This is a genomic window from Streptomyces sp. NPDC058401 (genome assembly GCF_042722885.1).
GTDB lineage: Bacteria > Actinomycetota > Actinomycetes > Streptomycetales > Streptomycetaceae > Streptomyces.
The window spans coordinates 82,003-98,317 of record NZ_JBHXKA010000017.1; the positions used below are offsets into that span (position 1 = coordinate 82,003).

The 16,315-nt window shown below is 71.6% G+C and carries 12 protein-coding genes; 4 read left to right on the forward strand and 8 right to left on the reverse strand.

All coding sequences use genetic code 11. The features are described from left to right. Nucleotides 1-36: 36 nt before the first annotated feature. The 3 genes from ACFWNV_RS09315 to ACFWNV_RS09325 all read right to left on the reverse strand — a co-directional run bounded on the left by ACFWNV_RS09315 (nt 37) and on the right by ACFWNV_RS09325 (nt 3,569). Nucleotides 37-375: a P-II family nitrogen regulator gene (locus tag ACFWNV_RS09315; protein WP_383942907.1), complete on the reverse strand. Its 339-nt coding sequence runs from the start codon at nt 373-375 to the stop codon at nt 37-39. Further along, entirely contained in the window at nt 372-1,718 is a 1,347-nt protein-coding gene (locus ACFWNV_RS09320) for an ammonium transporter (protein WP_383942910.1), read from the reverse strand. Before ACFWNV_RS09320 ends, ACFWNV_RS09315 begins: the two co-directional genes overlap by 4 nt. 336 nt (nt 1,719-2,054) lie before the next feature. After that, nucleotides 2,055-3,569, reverse strand: coding sequence for a hypothetical protein (locus tag ACFWNV_RS09325; protein ID WP_383942913.1), 1,515 nt, complete (start codon nt 3,567-3,569; stop codon nt 2,055-2,057). Between the two features lie 376 nt (nt 3,570-3,945). On the opposite strand from ACFWNV_RS09325, the gene ACFWNV_RS09330 reads away from it, so the two are divergent. Beyond that, complete coding sequence (locus tag ACFWNV_RS09330; protein ID WP_383942916.1) at nt 3,946-4,617, forward strand: bifunctional DNA primase/polymerase; 672 nt, start codon at nt 3,946-3,948, stop codon at nt 4,615-4,617. A 103-nt stretch (nt 4,618-4,720) separates the two neighbouring features. On the opposite strand, the gene ftsY is transcribed toward ACFWNV_RS09330, so the two are convergent. Continuing rightward, on the reverse strand, nt 4,721-5,944 hold the full coding sequence (ftsY, locus tag ACFWNV_RS09335) for a signal recognition particle-docking protein FtsY (protein WP_383942919.1): 1,224 nt from the start codon (nt 5,942-5,944) through the stop codon (nt 4,721-4,723). A 148-nt stretch (nt 5,945-6,092) separates the two neighbouring features. Here ftsY and ACFWNV_RS09340 point away from each other — a divergent pair, with 148 nt between their 5' ends. Together ACFWNV_RS09340 and ACFWNV_RS09345 are read left to right on the forward strand one after the other, a co-directional pair. Then, nucleotides 6,093-7,556 carry a cytosine permease gene (locus tag ACFWNV_RS09340; RefSeq protein ID WP_383942922.1) on the forward strand — a complete coding sequence of 488 codons (1,464 nt, stop codon included), beginning with the start codon at nt 6,093-6,095 and terminating at the stop codon, nt 7,554-7,556. Nucleotides 7,557-7,619: 63 nt separating this feature from the next. Further along, nucleotides 7,620-8,606, forward strand: coding sequence for an LLM class flavin-dependent oxidoreductase (locus tag ACFWNV_RS09345; RefSeq protein WP_383942925.1), 987 nt, complete (start codon nt 7,620-7,622; stop codon nt 8,604-8,606). 42 nt (nt 8,607-8,648) lie between these two features. On the opposite strand, the gene ACFWNV_RS09350 is transcribed toward ACFWNV_RS09345, so the two are convergent. From ACFWNV_RS09350 to ACFWNV_RS09365, 4 genes are all read right to left on the reverse strand, one after another. Beyond that, nucleotides 8,649-10,082 (reverse strand): sugar porter family MFS transporter, encoded by a 1,434-nt coding sequence (locus ACFWNV_RS09350; RefSeq protein ID WP_383942928.1) that lies wholly within the window; start codon nt 10,080-10,082, stop codon nt 8,649-8,651. 201 nt (nt 10,083-10,283) lie between these two features. Next, nucleotides 10,284-14,156: an AAA family ATPase gene (locus ACFWNV_RS09355; protein WP_383942931.1), complete on the reverse strand. Its 3,873-nt coding sequence runs from the start codon at nt 14,154-14,156 to the stop codon at nt 10,284-10,286. A 228-nt stretch (nt 14,157-14,384) separates the two neighbouring features. Next, nucleotides 14,385-14,600: a hypothetical protein gene (locus tag ACFWNV_RS09360; protein WP_030227372.1), complete on the reverse strand. Its 216-nt coding sequence runs from the start codon at nt 14,598-14,600 to the stop codon at nt 14,385-14,387. Nucleotides 14,601-14,965: 365 nt separating this feature from the next. After that, on the reverse strand, nt 14,966-15,247 hold the full coding sequence (locus ACFWNV_RS09365; RefSeq protein WP_383942934.1) for an acylphosphatase: 282 nt from the start codon (nt 15,245-15,247) through the stop codon (nt 14,966-14,968). Between the two features lie 158 nt (nt 15,248-15,405). Between ACFWNV_RS09365 and ACFWNV_RS09370 the strand changes: the two genes are divergently transcribed. After that, the gene (locus tag ACFWNV_RS09370) at nt 15,406-16,263 is read left to right on the forward strand and encodes a CAP domain-containing protein (RefSeq protein ID WP_383942937.1); all 858 of its coding nucleotides are present in this window, start codon (nt 15,406-15,408) and stop codon (nt 16,261-16,263) included. Nucleotides 16,264-16,315 lie beyond the last annotated feature (52 nt).

The following is a 16,315-nucleotide window of genomic DNA, read 5'->3' on the forward strand; positions in this document are numbered from 1 at the left end:
CCGCTCGCTCATCCGGCCCGACCGACCGGACAGGCCCTAAAGCGCGTCAGCGCCACGTTCGCCGGTGCGGACCCGGATGACCGAGTCCACGGGGATGCTCCACACCTTGCCGTCGCCGATCTTGCCGGTCTGGGCGGCCTCGACGACGATCCGCATCACGTCGTCGGCGTCGCCGTCCTCGACCAGGATCTCTATCCGGATCTTCGGTACGAGGTCCACGGTGTACTCGGCGCCCCGGTAGACCTCGGTGTGTCCGCGCTGGCGGCCGTAGCCGCTGGCCTCGGAGACGGTGAGTCCCTGGACTCCGAAGCGGTGCAGGGCTTCCTTGATCTCGTCCAGCTTGTGGGGCTTGACGATCGCGGTGATGAGCTTCATGCGTCAACCTTCTTGCTCGCGGCGGCAGCGGGGGTCGAGGCGGCGGTGCTCCGGGAGGAGGTGCCGCCGCCGGCTCCGCTGAAGTCGTAGGCGGTCTCGGCGTGTTCGACCTGGTCGATGCCGGAGACCTCGTCGTCCTCGGGGACCCGCATCCCGATCGTCTTGTCGAGGAGGAAGGCGAGTACCGCGGACGCCACGAGAGAGTAGGCCAGGACGGAGAAGACTCCGACGGCCTGCTTGCCGAGCTGCTCCAGGCCGCCGCCGTAGAAGAGGCCGGCCGCGTCGGACTGGACCCCGCCGGTGGCGAAGAGACCGACGAGCAGGGAGCCGATGACACCGCCGACGAGGTGCACGCCGACCACGTCGAGGGAGTCGTCGTAGCCGAACTTGTACTTCAGGCCGACGGCCATGGCGCACACGACACCGGCGATGGCGCCGATGGCGATCGCGCCGAGCGGGGAGCAGGAGCCGCCGGAGGGGGTGATGGCGACGAGGCCCGCGACCGCGCCGGAGGCGGCGCCGAGGGTGGTGAAGGAGCCGTGGCGCAGCTTCTCGTAGCCGAGCCAGGCGAGCATGGCGGCGGCGGTGGCTACCTGGGTGTTGACGAACATGACCGCGCCGACGCCGTCGTCGTTGCCGAGCCAGGAGCCCGCGTTGAAGCCGAACCAGCCGAACCACAGCAGGCCCGCGCCGAGCATCACGAGCGGGAGGCTGTGCGGGCGCATCGGGTCCTTCTTGAAGCCCACGCGCTTGCCGATGACCAGGATCACGCCGAGGGCCGCGGCGCCCGCGTTGATGTGGACGGCGGTGCCGCCGGCGAAGTCGATGACGCCGAGCTCGAAGAGCCAGCCGCCGGCGCCCCACACCCAGTGGGCGACGGGGAAGTAGACGATCGTGACCCAGAGGGTGATGAAGAGCGCCCACGCGCTGAACTTGACGCGGTCGGCCAGGGCGCCGCTTATCAGCGCCGGGGTGATGATCGCGAACATCAGCTGGAAGACGGCGAAGACGTAGACGGGGATGGTGTAGCCGTCCCACAGCTCGGTGATGCCGATGCCGCTGAGTCCGACGTAGTCGGAGGTCCAGCCGATCAGCGAGCCGGAGTCGGCGCCGAAGGCGAGGCTGAATCCGTAGAGGACCCAGAGGATCGTGACGATCCCGAGGCTGATGAAGCTCATCATCAGCATGTTGAGGCTGCTCTTGACGCGGACCATGCCTCCGTAGAAGAAGGCGAGTCCCGGGGTCATCAGCATGACCAGGGCGGAGCAGATGAGCATGAACCCGGTGTTCGCGGAAGACAGCGTGGGGGCGTCTGCCGCGAGGGTCGTGATGGCTGATGCCATCGGCGTCTCCTCGTCGTCGGTACGTTCGCGTGCGGGCGATCGTGAAAACCTGAGCGGCGCTGGTTCGTGAATCAGGCCTGAGGGTGTTCCGGCGTGGGGGCTGGCCGGTTATTGGCCCTGAGATTCGCGCAGGCCGGTTTCCGGCGGCGCCGCTGGGTGTTTCGCGTCGATGACGAAGAGGTCTGGCGTGTTACGCCTCCATGAACGAGTGGTTCATGAGGGTGGCGGGTGAGAACCCGGCCGCGGCGATGACCCGGGGAACCTGGCTGGGGGAGCCTGATCGGGCTTCACGGGGTGACTGCCGCGGCCGGGGGCCTTGGGGCGGCCGGGTGGCCGTCAGACGGCCTCCGCGGCCTCGGGGAGGCGGGAGGCGAGGTGGTCGGTCAGCCGCACCACGTCGGCGACGTCGCCGTACTCACGGGCGGCGGTGTCGACGGTCTTGCGCAGCCGGGTGTTGACCCGTTCGGACCGCACCTTTCCCGCCACGTCGAGGGCGCGGCCGACGAGGACGGTGGCCTGCTCCGGCTCGCGCTGGAGGAGGTGCACGGTGGCCATGCCGATGAGGTTGAGGGCGTAGGAGCGCTGGTGCTCCTCGTCCTTCTCGAAGAGCTCGACGGCGCGCTCCATGACCGGTTCGGCGAGGGAGGCGTACATGGGGCTGCGGCCCGCCACGTAGGCCAGGTCCCGGTAGGAGTGGGAGTTCTCGCCGTTGAGCTCGGCCTCGGAGAAGAAGCGGATCCAGTCGGGCTCGGGCTCGGCGTCGAAGCCGGCGTCGGAGAAGGTGTCCTCGGCCATCCGCACGGCCCGCTTGCAGCGGCTGGGCTGGCCCATGTTGGCGTAGGCGCGGGCCTCCATCGCATACAGCATCGCCTGGGTGCGGGGCCCTGCGCAGTCGCGGCTGCCGTACTGGGCCAGGTGGATGAGCTCCAGGGCGTCCTCGGGGCGGCCCAGGTGGATCATCTGGCGGCTCATGCTGGAGAGGATGTACGAGCCCAGGGGCTTGTCGCCGCCCTCCTTGGCGGCGTGCAGCGCGAGGACGAAGTACTTCTGCGCGGTGGGGTGCAGGCCGATGTCGTAGCTCATCCAGCCGGCGAGTTCGGCGAGTTCGGCGGCGACCTTGAAGAGCCGCTTCATGACCGGGGCCGGGTGGTTCTCCTGGAGCAGGTCGGTGACCTCGTGGAGCTGGCCCACGACGGCCTTGCGGCGCAGTCCGCCGCCGCACTGGGCGTCCCACTGGCGGAACATCACGGTGGTGGCTTCGAGGAGGTCCACCTCGGGGCCGGAGAGCCGGGGCGGCCGGTGGCCGCTGAGGGCGCCCGCCGGCCCCGCCTCCCGGGGTCCCGGGTCGGCGGCCGGGACCGGTACGAGCCAGCGCTGCATGGGCTCGATGAGGGCGGGGCCGGCGGACAGGGCGAGCGAGGTCCCGAGGAAGCCGCGGCGGGCCAGCATGAGGTCGCTGCGGGAGAACTCGCCGAGCAGCTCGATGGTCTGCGGGCCGGCCCACGGCAGGTCGACTCCGGAGACGGAGGGGGTCTGGTGGGCGGTGCGCAGGCCCAGGTGCTCGATGGCGACGACGGAACCGAAGCGCTCGGAGAACAGCTCGGACAGGATGCGCGGGACGGGCTCGCGGGGCTGTTCGCCGTCGAGCCAGCGGCGGACCCGCGAGGTGTCGGTGCTGATGTGGTGGGCGCCCATCTGGCGGGCGCGGCGGTTGACCTGGCGGGCGAGCTCGCCCTTGGACCAGCCGCTGCGGACGAACCAGGACGTCAGCTGTTCGTTGCGGACGGTGGCGCCCTGCGACACGTCGGACTCCGACTCCGCGCCCGTTCCGCTTGCGCCGTTGCCGCTCACTGGAACGCCCCCATCCGTCAGTCTTTTCCGCACGAAACCCTGCCCTGCCGGGAAACGGTCTTCACAGGTCCTTCACGCATGCCTGCGGCATACCCGCGAATCCGTCTCCTCGTCGCGCTTCGTGCACCGAAAGTAATCCTACGATCACCCCTTCGGCGAGGTCGATCCCGGAAACGCCACCATTCGCCACCCCTTCGAATGAACTCGCCACCCGCCAGGCGCGATTCACTTGACACGAAGGCAGGACCGATCGGTTGGACAGGAGCACGCCGGGGCGCGCGGGGCGAGAAGTGCGCCGGGCAGCCGGGCCGCCGAGGCCGTAACCAGCCGATGTCGTAACCACCGGCACGTCCGACCCGTTGGAGGGGGCATGGGCATGGGCTTCACGATCGGCGGCAGCCGCGGCACCAAGGAGTTCCGTTCCGGCGCTCGGCGCCGCGGGCGGACGTCGGAGTGCACGGCGGTGGCGGAGTACACCGGACTGTGGGGCTGGGACGTGGTTCCCGGCGCCCGGGCCGCGGGCCCCGCCCGCGACTGCTCCTGCGGTCATACGAATTGTGGTGCGCCGGGGGCGCATCCGCTGGCCCTCGCTCCCACGGTCCCGGCCGGCGCCACGCTGGACGAGGTCACCGAGACCTGGAGCGGGTACCCGGGAGCCGCGGTGCTGCTCCCCGCCGGGCGCTCCTTCGACGTCATCGAGGTCTCCGAGGAGGCCGGGCGGCGGGCGCTGGTCCGGCTGGAGCGGATGGGGCTGCCGCTCGGCCCGGTGACCGCGACCCCGGACGGCCGGGCCCAGTTCTTCGTCGCCCCTGGGGCGGCGGCCGGGCTGCCCGAGCTGCTGTACCGAATGGGCTGGGACGACGCCGGTCTCGATCTGCGCGCGCTGGGCCAGGGCTCCTACGTCACCGCCCCGCCCTCCGACTTCGCGGGCCTCGGCCCGGTGAGCTGGCTGCGCCCGCCGGCGCTGGATTCGGCCGGGGACCCGCCCCAGGCCCGGCTCCTGCTCGGCACCCTCGCCTACCTCTGCCACCGGCTGCGCCGACCGTAATCGCGCCGCCCGGGACCACGCCGCCCGGGGCCGTACGCACGGCAGTGCCCCCGGGTCCTGGGGACCTCGGGGGCACTGGCCGGCGTAGGAGCGTCGGGTGCGTTCAGTCGCCGATCAGGGCGTCGACGAAGGCCTCCGGCTCGAAGGGCGCCAGGTCGTCCGCGCCCTCACCGAGGCCGATGAGCTTGACCGGCACGCCGAGCTCGCGCTGGACGGCGATGACGATGCCGCCCTTGGCTGTGCCGTCGAGCTTGGTCAGCACGATGCCGGTGATGTCCACGACCTCGGCGAAGACACGGGCCTGGGTCAGGCCGTTCTGCCCGGTGGTGGCGTCCAGGACCAGCAGGATCTCGTCGAGCGGGCCGTGCTTCTCCACGACGCGCTTGACCTTGCCGAGCTCGTCCATCAGACCGGTCTTGGTGTGCAGCCGGCCCGCCGTGTCGATGAGCACCACGTCGGCGCCCTCGGCGATGCCCTCCTTGACCGCGTCGTAGGCGATCGACGCCGGGTCGCCGCCCTCGGGGCCGCGGACGGTGCGCGCCCCGACCCGGTCGCCCCAGGTCTGGAGCTGGTCGGCGGCGGCGGCACGGAAGGTGTCCGCCGCGCCGAGCACGACGCTGCGCCCGTCGGCGACGAGCACGCGGGCGAGCTTGCCGGTGGTGGTGGTCTTGCCGGTGCCGTTCACGCCGACGACCATGATCACGGCGGGGGTGTCCACGCCGCTCTCGGTCTTCACGGCGCGGTCGAAGTCGGTGCCGAGGAGCGCGACCAGCTCCTCCTTCAGCAGGGCGCGCAGATCGGCGGGGGTGCGGGTGCCGAGCACCTTGACCCGCTCGCGGAGCCGGTCCACCAGCTCCTGGGTCGGCGCGACACCGACGTCGGCGATGAGGAGGGTCTCCTCGATCTCCTCCCAGGTGTCCTCGTCGAGGTGCTCGCGGGAGAGCAGCGTGAGCAGCCCCTTGCCGAGCGTGTTCTGCGACCGGGCGAGGCGGGCGCGCAGCCGGACCAGGCGGCCGGCGGTGGGCTCGGGCACCTCGATCTCGGGGGCGGGCGGCGCCGGGGCGACCGGGTCCTCGACCGCGACGGGCGATTCGAGGGGGGCCTGCGCGTCGGGGAGGGTGACCTCCTCGATCGTGCGGCGCGGCTCTTCCGCCGTCGGTGCGGCGTCCTCCCCCACCTGCGGTTCGGCGGGCGGGGCAGTGATGGTCGGCGTGCTCGGCGGGGCCGTGGGGGGCAGCTGCTTCTTCTTGCGGCTGCTGACCACGAGCCCGCTGATCGCACCGACCGCGACCAGGGCGATGACTACGGCAAGGATCAGGATTTCCATATCGCTCTCCAGTATCGGCCACGCACGCCCCGAGCCGGGGACCCTGGAGGTTCATACCAGGACGTAAGCCTCTGTTTGTACTTTTTGCGGCAAACCTACGATGATGAGCAACTCCCCTTCGCCCCGCCTCCCCCCACGGAGTACACCTATGTCTGCCGAGACCGCCGTCGAATCGCGCGGCCTGGAACCCGTCCCGGACTCCGAGCGCCGCGGCCGGGTCCGCGAGCTCGTCCCGACCTGGGTGGCCGCCAACATCAGCGTGCTGCTGCTGACCATGGGCGCCGGTCTCGTCATCTTCAACAAGCTGAACATCTGGCAGGTGCTCGTCGTCGCGGTCGCCGCTCCCGTCGTCTCCTACGGCATCGTCGGGCTCATATCCATCGCGGGCAAGCGCGGCGGCTCCCCCGGCATGGCGCTCTCCCGGGCCGTCTTCGGCCAGCGCGGCAACCTGTTCCCCGGCGCCCTGATCTGGGTCGCCCGCTGGGGCTGGGAGACCATCAACGCGGTCAGCGGCGCCTACGCCGTCCTGACCGTCCTCGACCTGGTCTTCGGCATCAAGAAGAACACCGCGCTGATCGTCGTCACCCTGCTCTTCTTCGTCGGCTGCACCTTCCTCGTCTCCGGTCTGGGCATCAACGCGCTGCGCGTCTGCTCCAAGTGGTCCACGTACCTCTTCGGCGCCTTCAGCGTGCTCGTACTGGGCTACCTGATCGCCGAGACCGACTGGTCCGCCGTCTTCGACAAGCCCGCCGGCTCCACCGCGATGATGATCGCGGGCATCGGCACCATCGCGGCGGGCGGCATCAGCTGGGTCCCGTCCGGTCCGGACTTCACCCGCTACCTGCCCCGCACCGCCTCCGCGAAGGGCATGGTCGGCGCGACCATCGGCGGCGCGGCCGTCGTCGTGATCCCGATGGTGCTCATGGGCGCGGTGATGGCGGTCGCCACCCCCGACCTGGCCACCGCGCAGGACCCGGTCTCCTTCATCGGCGAACTGCTGCCGCTGTGGATCGCCGTCCCGTACCTGCTGATCGCCCTCGTCGGCATGCTGCTCATCAACTCGATGTCCATGTACTCGGCCGGCTTCACCGCCCAGACCCTCGGCATCAAGGTCCCGCGCGCGGCGGCGGTCAGCGTCAACGCCGTCATCAGCCTGGTCTTCGGCTTCCTGCTGATGGTGGTCGCGACCAGCTTCTTCGGTTCGTTCATCTCCTTCCTGACCCTGCTGGCCGTGGCCTTCTCCGCATGGATCGGCGTCTTCGGCGTGGACATGCTGCGCCGCCCCTCCTACGACGGGGCCGCGCTGCTGGACACCACGCGGAGCAGCGCCTACTGGTACCGGGGCGGTTTCGCCTGGCAGGCCATGACCGCCTGGGGCCTCGCCCTGGTGGTGGGCGCCCTGTTCACGAAGGTCGACTGGTTCAGCGGCCCGCTGGCCACCACCTGGGTCGGGCAGAACGGCCTGGGCTGGGCGGCGGGCATCGTCACCTCGGCCGTGCTGTACGCGGTCCTGCCGCGCACCCCGGCGGTCCCGAAGGCCCCGGCGGCCGTTCCGGTGGCCCCGGAGACCGCCGCCCAGGAGCGGGTCCCCGCCGAATCCCTGTCCAACTGACGCCACGTCAGCTAACGTCCCCCTTCGCCCGCCCACCCACCTCCGGCGAAGGGGGACTTCTCCATGCCCATCACCGTGGCCCGGTTCAACCTCATCGACCCGAACGGCACCCCGGAAACCCTCTCCGCCCGCTACAAGGCCGCGCTGGAGATGGCGAAGTACGCGGACGACCGCGGGATCGACACCATCCAGACCGAGGAGCACCACGGCACCGACAACAACTGGCTGCCCTCCCCCTTCGCCTTCGCGGGCGCGGTCTTCGGTGCCACCCGCCGGATCGCCGTCACCGTCTCGGCGATCATCGGCCCGCTGTACGACCCGCTGAAGGTGGCCGAGGACATCGCGGTGCTGGACCTGCTCAGCGGCGGCCGCCTCGTCACGGTGGCGGGCATCGGCTACCGGCCCGAGGAGTACGAGCAGCACGGCGTGGAGTGGGGCCGGCGCGGCAAGCTCCAGGACGAGCTGCTGGAGACCCTGCTGAAGGCGTGGACCGGCGAGCCGTTCGAGTACCGCGGCCGTACCGTACGGGTCACCCCGCGGCCCTTCACCCAGCCGCACCCGCTGCTCCTGGTCGGCGGCAGCTCGGAAGCGGCGGCCCGTCGCGCCGCCCGCCTGGGGCTGCCGTTCTTCCCGAGCGCGCACCTGCCCGAGCTGGAGGCGTACTACAACGCGAAGCTCGCGGAGTACGGCACGGAGGGCTTCTGCATGATGCCGGCGGCCGAGACCCCGCTGCTGCACATCGCCGAGGACCCCGACCGGGCGTGGGACCAGTACGGCGAACGGTTCCTGCACGAGGCCGGGATGTACGCCTCCTGGCAGTCCAAGGACATCCGCAGCGCCGTACGGTCCGGTGCACACACGGTGGCGGAGCTGCGCGCCGAGGGCGTGTACCGCATCCTCACCCCGGACGAGGCCGTGGCGTACGCCCGCGGCGCCGGCGAGGCGGGGAACCTGGTGCTGCACCCGCTGTGCGGCGGGATGCCCGTGGACGAGGGGTGGCGGAGCCTGCAGCTCCTGTGCGAACAGGTACTGCCCCGCCTCAAGGACTGAGACGGGGCAGCCACCAGGGGGAAGGGCCGTTGGCGGGGGTGGTCAGCCCATCTCCTCCAACGACTTGCCCTTGGTCTCGGGCACCCACTTGAGGATGAACGGGATCGAGAGCACGGCGAAGACCGCGTAGATGACGTACGCGCCGGACAGGTTCCAGTCCGAGAGCGTCGGGAACGAGACGGTGATGACCCAGTTGGCGATCCACTGGGCGGCGGCCGCCACGCCGAGGGCCGCGGCGCGGATGCGGCCGGGGAACATCTCGCCGAGCAGGACCCAGACCACCACGCCCCAGGACAGGGCGAAGAAGAGCACGAAGCAGTTGGCCGCGATCAGGGCCACGAGACCCTGGGCGTGCGGCAGGGCGATGTCGCCGCCGCTGGTGTCCTTGTACGAGAAGGCCCACGCGGCGAGCCCCAGCGAGATCGCCATGCCCACGGACCCGATGAGCGCGAGGGGTTTGCGGCCGATGCGGTCCACGAAGACCATCGCGATCACCGTACCGATGATGTTCACGACCGAGGTCTCGAAGGAGTACAGGAACGAGGAGCTCGGGTCGATGCCGACCGACTGCCACAGCGAGGAGCTGTAGTAGAAGATCACGTTGATGCCGACGAGCTGCTGGAAGACGGACAGGCCGATGCCGATCCAGACGATCGGAAGGAAGCCGAAGCCGCCGCCGAGGAGGTCCTTGAAGCTGGACTTCTGCTCCGAGTGGATGGCGCGGTCGATCTCCCGGACGCGGGCGTCGGCGTCGATGCCCTCGCCCTCGACCTCGCGCAGGACCGTCTTGGCCTTCTCCATGCGGCCGGCCGAGACGAGGAAGCGCGGGGACTCGGGGATGGCGAAGGACAGCAGGCCGTAGAGCACGGCCGGGACGACCATGACGCCGAGCATCCACTGCCAGGCTTCCAGGCCGCCGATCTTGCCGCGCTGGTCGCCGTCGGCGAGGTTCAGGATGCCCCAGTTGACCAGCTGCGAGATGGCGATGCCGATGACGATGGCGGCCTGCTGGAAGGAGGCGAGCCGGCCCCGGTAGGCGGGCGGGGAGACCTCCGCGATGTAGGCGGGGCCGATCACCGAGGCCATGCCGATGCCGAAGCCGCCGATGACGCGCCAGACGGCCAGGTCCCAGAGGGCGAACGGCAGGGCCGAGCCGATGGCGCTCGCGGTGAAGAGGACCGCGGCGATCTGCATGCAGCGGATCCGGCCGATCCGGTCGGCGATGCGGCCGGCGGTGGCCGCGCCGAGGGCGCAGCCGATCAGGGCGGCGGCGATCACCTGGGCGAGGGTCGCCGAGCCGACGTCGAAGCGGTCGCGGATGGCCTCGACGGCGCCGTTGATGACGGAGCTGTCGTAGCCGAAGAGGAACCCGCCCATGGCGGCGGCCGCGGTGATGAAGATGACGTGCCCGAGGTGGTCGGGCTGCGATACGTGGCCGCCGCCCGGGTCCTGGGGCCGCGTCGTGCTGCTGCTCAAGGTGCGCTCCTGAGGGCCGGCTGCGGTGACGGGCAGAGGGTGTGATCCCTCCCAGTGGCGCACAGGTCAAGATCGGGCACCATCCGGAAGGGCCATCGGTGGCGCACCTGCCCCGGACGGGCCGGGCCACACCCCACGCGGGTCCACCGGGCCACCGGGCCACCCGGGCCGCCCGTCACCCCGCCGCGTCCGGCCGCCCCGTCACCGCAGGCGCTGGCTGATCACCTTCGACACCCCGTCGCCCTGCATCGAGACCCCGTAGAGCGCGTCGGCGACCTCCATGGTCCGCTTCTGGTGCGTGATCACGATCAGCTGGGAGCTCTCCTGCAGCTCCTCCATGATCCGGATCAGCCGCTGCAGGTTGGTGTCGTCGAGCGCGGCCTCGACCTCGTCCATCACGTAGAACGGGCTGGGCCGCGCCTTGAAGATGGAGACCAGCAGGGCCACGGCGGTCAGCGAGCGCTCGCCGCCCGAGAGCAGCGACAGCCGCTTGACCTTCTTGCCCGGCGGCCGGGCCTCGACGTCGATGCCCGTGGTGAGCATGTTGTCGGGATCCGTCAGGATCAGCCGGCCCTCACCGCCGGGGAACAGCCGCGAGAACACCCCCTCGAACTGGCGGGCCGTATCCCGGTAGGCCTCCGTGAAGACCTGCTCGACGCGCTCGTCGACCTCCTTCACGACCTGGAGGAGGTCGGCCCTGGTCTTGCGCAGGTCCTCCAGCTGCTCGCTGAGGAACTTGTGCCGCTCCTCCAGCGCCGCGAACTCCTCCAGCGCCAGCGGATTCACCTTGCCGAGCTGCTGGTAGGCCCGCTCGGCCGCCCTCAGCCGCTTCTCCTGCCGGGCGCGCACGAAGGGCTCCGGCCCGGCCTCCGGATCCGGGTCCTCCCCGTCCGCGGACGGGCCCGGCGGCACCGGCTGGTCGGGCCCGTACTCGGCTACGAGGCCCTGCGCCGCCATCCCGAACTCCTCCAGCGCACGGCTCTCCACCTGCTCGATCCGCAGCCGCTTCTCGGCGCCGAGCACCTCGCCGCGGTGCACGGAGTCGGTGAGCTTGTCGAGCTCGCCCTTCAGGCCCCGGCCCAGACCCCGGGCCTCGTCGAGCTCGCGCTCCCGCACGCCCTTCGCGTACTCGGCGGAGGTCCGCTCCCCCACGGCCCGGGTCAGCGACACCTCGATGTGCGCCAGCAGCTGGCGGGCTCCGTCGGCGACGGCCGCGGCGACCCGCGCCTCGTACCGCAGCCGTTCCCGGCGGCGCTCGGCCCGGGCCCGGGCCTCCCGCTCGGCCCTGGCCCCGCGGTCGAGGGAATCGGCCCGGCCCGCGAGCCCCTTCACCCGTTCCTCATGGGTCCTGAGCTGCAGCCGGGCCTCCATCTCGGTCTGCCGGGCGTTCGCCCCGTCGGCCGCGAGCCGGTCCCGGTGCGAGGTGTCCGGCTCCTCCACTGCATCCTCGACGTGGTCATTCTCCTCGGCCACCGCGAGCCGTTCCGCACACTCCTCTACGTCGGCCAGCGCCTGCTCCAGCGCATCCTGCGCCGTGGCTGCGGCCGAGGCGGCGCGCTCGGCTTCGCCCAGCGCCCCCTTCGCCTGCCCGGCGAGCCGGCCGAGCTGCTGCGCGACCCCGGCCCGGGCCCGCTCGGCGGCCCGCCGGAGCTCCCCGAGCTCCTCGACCAGGGCCCCGGCCAGCGACCGGCGCTCCTCGGCGGCCTCCTTCTCCCCGGCCAGCCCGAGGCACTCCCCGTCGAGCCGGGCCAGCTCGGCCGCGGCCTCGTCGACGGCTGCCTGCACCTCGATCAGGCTGGGCACCCCGGCGGACCCGCCGTGCGCGAGGTGCGCCCCGAGCACGTCGCCCTCGGCGGTCACCGCCACCAGCTCGGGCCGCGCGGCAACAACCGCCTCGGCCTCGTCAAGCCCAGGGACCACCACGAAATCCCGCAACACCCAGCCCAGGGCCCGAACAACCGCAGCCTCCCCCTGCACAAGCCCCGCAGCAAAGACCACCTCTTCGACCCGCACCGACCCCCCGGAACCCGACACACCCGGCCCCAGCGAAACCGACCCGACGGCCCCCGGCACACCCGGACTCGCCGCCACCGGGCCCCCGGGGCCCGGCACACTCGGCCTCGCCGGCGTTTGAGGCGCGGGGTCCGGGGCGGAGCCCCAGTTTCGGGAAGGGTCCATGCCCGGAGCCGAGTCCGGCCCCGGAGCGGAATCCGGACCCCGGCCCGGGCCCTCGTGCCCCGCAACCGAACCGCCGGAGGCCACCGCCTGGCCCGGGACCCCGCCCCCCACCGAACCGCCGGAGGCAACCGCCCCCGGAGCCACCAGGAAGGCGGCCCTCCCCGCATCCCCCTCCCGCAGGTACCGGATCGCCCCGGCCGCAGCCGCCGCCGATGTGACGGCCACCGCGTCCGCCGCCGCACCCAGCGCCGCCGCCACGGCGACCTCGTATCCCGGGGTCACGGACAGCCGCTGCGCCGCCGGCCCCAGCAGCCCCTCCAGCCGCGCCGCGAGCAGCTCCGCCGTACCGTCCTTGCGGCGCAGCCCCATCGCCAGGGCGTCCCGCCGCGCCGACACCGCCGCCCGGGACCGCTCCGCCGCCGCCAGCGCGTCCCGGGTCTCCCCGAGTCCGGCCTCCGCCGCCGCCAGCTCGGCCCGCGCCTCCTCGTACTCCCCCTGCCCGGAACCGGAACCGGACCCCGAACCGGACCCGGACCCGGCCCCGGCCCCGGCGGAGCCCACCGCCGGGGACTCCTCCCCGACCTCCTCCGCCAGCGCCTCGTACTCCTCGCGCGCTTCCTCCGCCCGCGCCCGCGCCCCGTCCCGGGCCACGACGAGCCGGTCGACCTCCGCCTGGGCCGCGCCCGCGCGGGAGCGGGCCGCGCCGAGCCGGCCCGTCAGCCGCGCCAGCGCCTCGCGCCGGTCGGCGATGGCCCGCGCCACGTCCCGTAGCCGCCGTTCCTCGTCGGCCAGCGAGCGTTCCAGCTCGGCCCGGTGGGCGACGGTGTCCTCCAGGGCCCGCGCGGCCGCCTCCAGAGAGGCCGTCAGCTCGGCCTCCTGCTCGCGGATCCGCGCGGCCTCCTTCTCCATCTCCTCGGGGTCCCGGCCGCGCCGGTCCTCCTCGGCCGGCGCCGAGGCCGAGGTGACCCGGGCGTCGGCCAGCGACACCGTCCCGCGCACCCGTTCGGCGAGCTGCGACAGTTCGTACCAGGTCTGCTGCGCCCGCTGGAGCCGTGGGGCGAGTTCCCGTACGGCCTCCTCCAGTTCGGATTCCCGCCGCACCGCCGCCGCGAGCTGTGCCTCGGCCGCGTCCTTGCGCTCCTTCAGGGCGGCCTCGTCGGCGATCTCCGCGTCGAGCGCGCCCTTGAGCGTGACGAGGTCGTCGGCGAGCAGCCGCAGCCGTGCGTCGCGCAGGTCGGCCTGGATCACCGCGGCCCGCCGGGCCACGGCCGCCTGCCGTCCCAGGGGCTTGAGCTGGCGCTGCAGTTCGTTGCCCAGGTCCTGGACGCGCGCGAGATTGGCCTGCATCGCGTCCAGCTTCCGCAGCGCCTTCTCCTTGCGCTTGCGGTGCTTGAGCACCCCGGCGGCCTCCTCGATGAAGGCGCGGCGGCCCATCGGATCGGCGTGCAGTACGGAGTCCAGCTGGCCCTGTCCGACGATGACGTGCATCTCGCGGCCGATGCCGGAGTCGGAGAGCAGCTCCTGGATGTCGAGGAGGCGGCAGGTGTCGCCGTTGATCTGGTACTCGCTGCTGCCGCCGCGGAACATGATCCGCGTGATGGTGACCTCGGCGTACTCGATGGGCAGCGCGCCGTCGGAGTTGTCGATGGTGAGCGAGACCTCGGCGCGGCCGAGCGGCGGGCGGCCGGTCGTGCCGGCGAAGATGACGTCTTCCATCTTCCCGCCGCGCAGGGATTTGGCCCCTTGTTCGCCCATGACCCAGGAGAGCGCGTCCACCACATTGGACTTGCCGGAGCCGTTGGGGCCCACGACACAGGTGATGCCCGGCTCGAAGCGCAGGGTGGTCGCGGAGGCAAAGGATTTGAAGCCACGCAGGGTCAGGGACTTGAGGTGCACGCCGCCGGACTCTACCTTTCGCGTTCGGTTTCGCCCATGAAGGTGCAGGGCAGATCAGACGCTAAAGGAAGGAGCCCCCCACCTGGCGCAACGCCGCCCGGCGGCCTTGTCCGAGGTGGGAAAGGCGGAGGGAAAGCAGAGAAGGAAAGAACGGAAAGAAAGAAGGGACGCCGAAGCGTCCCTTGCAGATCATGCAGTTCCGTTGATCGAGCGACGAGGGAGCGCGGATCAGGTGAGCGCAGGCTCCGCCTGGGGTACGTCGAGGTCGATGCTGTCAAGCAGCGAGTCTCCGTGCTGTGCGGCGGCCGCGTTCAGAGCGTCGTTTTCGGACTGGATTCGTCCGAGCTCGGACTCGAGGTCCTGGACGCGCTGCTGAAGCCGTCGCATCTCGGCGAGGAGTCGCGGGTCGGAACCGCCGACGTAACCGAGAAGCGCCTTTGCCATGATGGATGGTCCTCCACACTGAGTGACCGACCGAAGCGGTGTGGGTCGTGAGGGAATCGCACCCGCGAGGTCCGGCAGCGACTGTCAGTCACTGCATCGATCTTTGGCTGACACTGTGTACTGCCAGCACTGCCAAACAGCTCAGGTGCGCGGGGCTTCCAGCGTCTCACCAAAAAGTTTGACGGTCAACACGATCACGCCCCGTATCGGCGGGCATCCCGGCCCCCGCAAGGGGCGTGGAGATCATCCTCGTCTCCGAGCCTTCCACGGATCCCGCCCGTCGGCAACGCGTCGGCGATGAATGCGCAGTTCCGACCGCATGCGGACCATCCGGCGATGTGTTCAGTACATGATCAGTCGATCGCTCAGCGGATCGCGAACCCGTCGTAGCCGCCGCGCGGTGTGCCCCAGATCTCTGTCACACCGTCCACGCTCCCGGGCGTGTCGGCGCCGTGCAGCCATTCCAGGAGCCGGTGGCAATTCTCACGTTGACCTTCGGCCACCACCTGTACTCGCCCGTCGTCCAGGTTGAGCGCGAAGCCGATCAGTCCGCCGATCTCCATGGCGTTGGCCCTGGTGAACCAGCGGAAGCCCACTCCCTGTACACGACCGCGCACCCAGGCGGTCATCCGCACATCTTCGTTCATGCCTGAACGCTAACCGGGCAAACGATTCCGGGGCACCTCACCCCCTGCCGCCATGGCGTACAGTCGCGCAGCAATGAGCTCACCCATTTGGGTGAGTAAAGGTTGATCTTGAAACGCTTCGCACTGCCGAGCCCGAACCCCCAGGAAGGTGAGCCGCCATGGGACGCCACCGACTCCACACCGCGCCGCGCCCCGGCGGCAAGCGCCGCGCCGCCCTGCGGGGCGGTCTGCTCGGCGTGTCCGTGGCCGTGGTCCTGGGCACGGCGGCCGTCACCACGGGCGTCGTCCCGGTCGGCTCCTCCTTCCCCTACGTAGGGGTCACGACCGCGGGCTCCGACGCGAAGAGCGCGGACGCCCGGGCGCAGGCCTCGCCGAGCCCGGGGAGTTCGCCGGAGCAGCAGGGCGGCCTCGCCAACCTGTCGGGCCGGGCCCCCTCGGCGGCGGCCACCCCCTCGGCCTCCCCCACCCCCTCGGCCTCGCCCTCCCCGTCGGCCAGCCCGTCCCCTCCTCCTTCTCCTTCCACGGAGCCGGCGAAGACCCCGGAGGCGAGCCCGACCCCGACCCCGGTGAAGCCGAAGCCCGTCGCGCCGAAGACCTCCGCCCCCGCGGCCCCGCCCGCCCCGCCCGCGTCGGCCGGCCACTCCGCCGAGGAGAGCGCCGTACTGACCCTGGTGAACCAGGAGCGCGCCCAGGCCGGCTGCGGTCCGGTCCGGGCGAACCCGCCGCTGGCGGCACTGGCCGGAGCCTTCAGCAAGGACATGGCCGTCCGCGGCTTCTTCGACCACACGGACCCCGACGGCAACACCCCGTGGGACCGCGCCACGAAGGCCGGCATATCGGGCATGGGCGGCGAGAACATCGCCCGCGGCCAGGGTGACGCGGTGGCCGTGATGAAGGCCTGGATGAACAGCCCGGGCCACAAGGCCAACATCCTCAACTGCGAGTTCCGCACCCTGGGCGTCGGCGTGTACAACGCCGCCGGCGGCCCCTGGTGGACCCAGGACTTCGGCTTCTAGGAAGCCGGCTTCCGACACGTCGGCTTCCGGCAAACGAAAGCGGGCAGGGGCC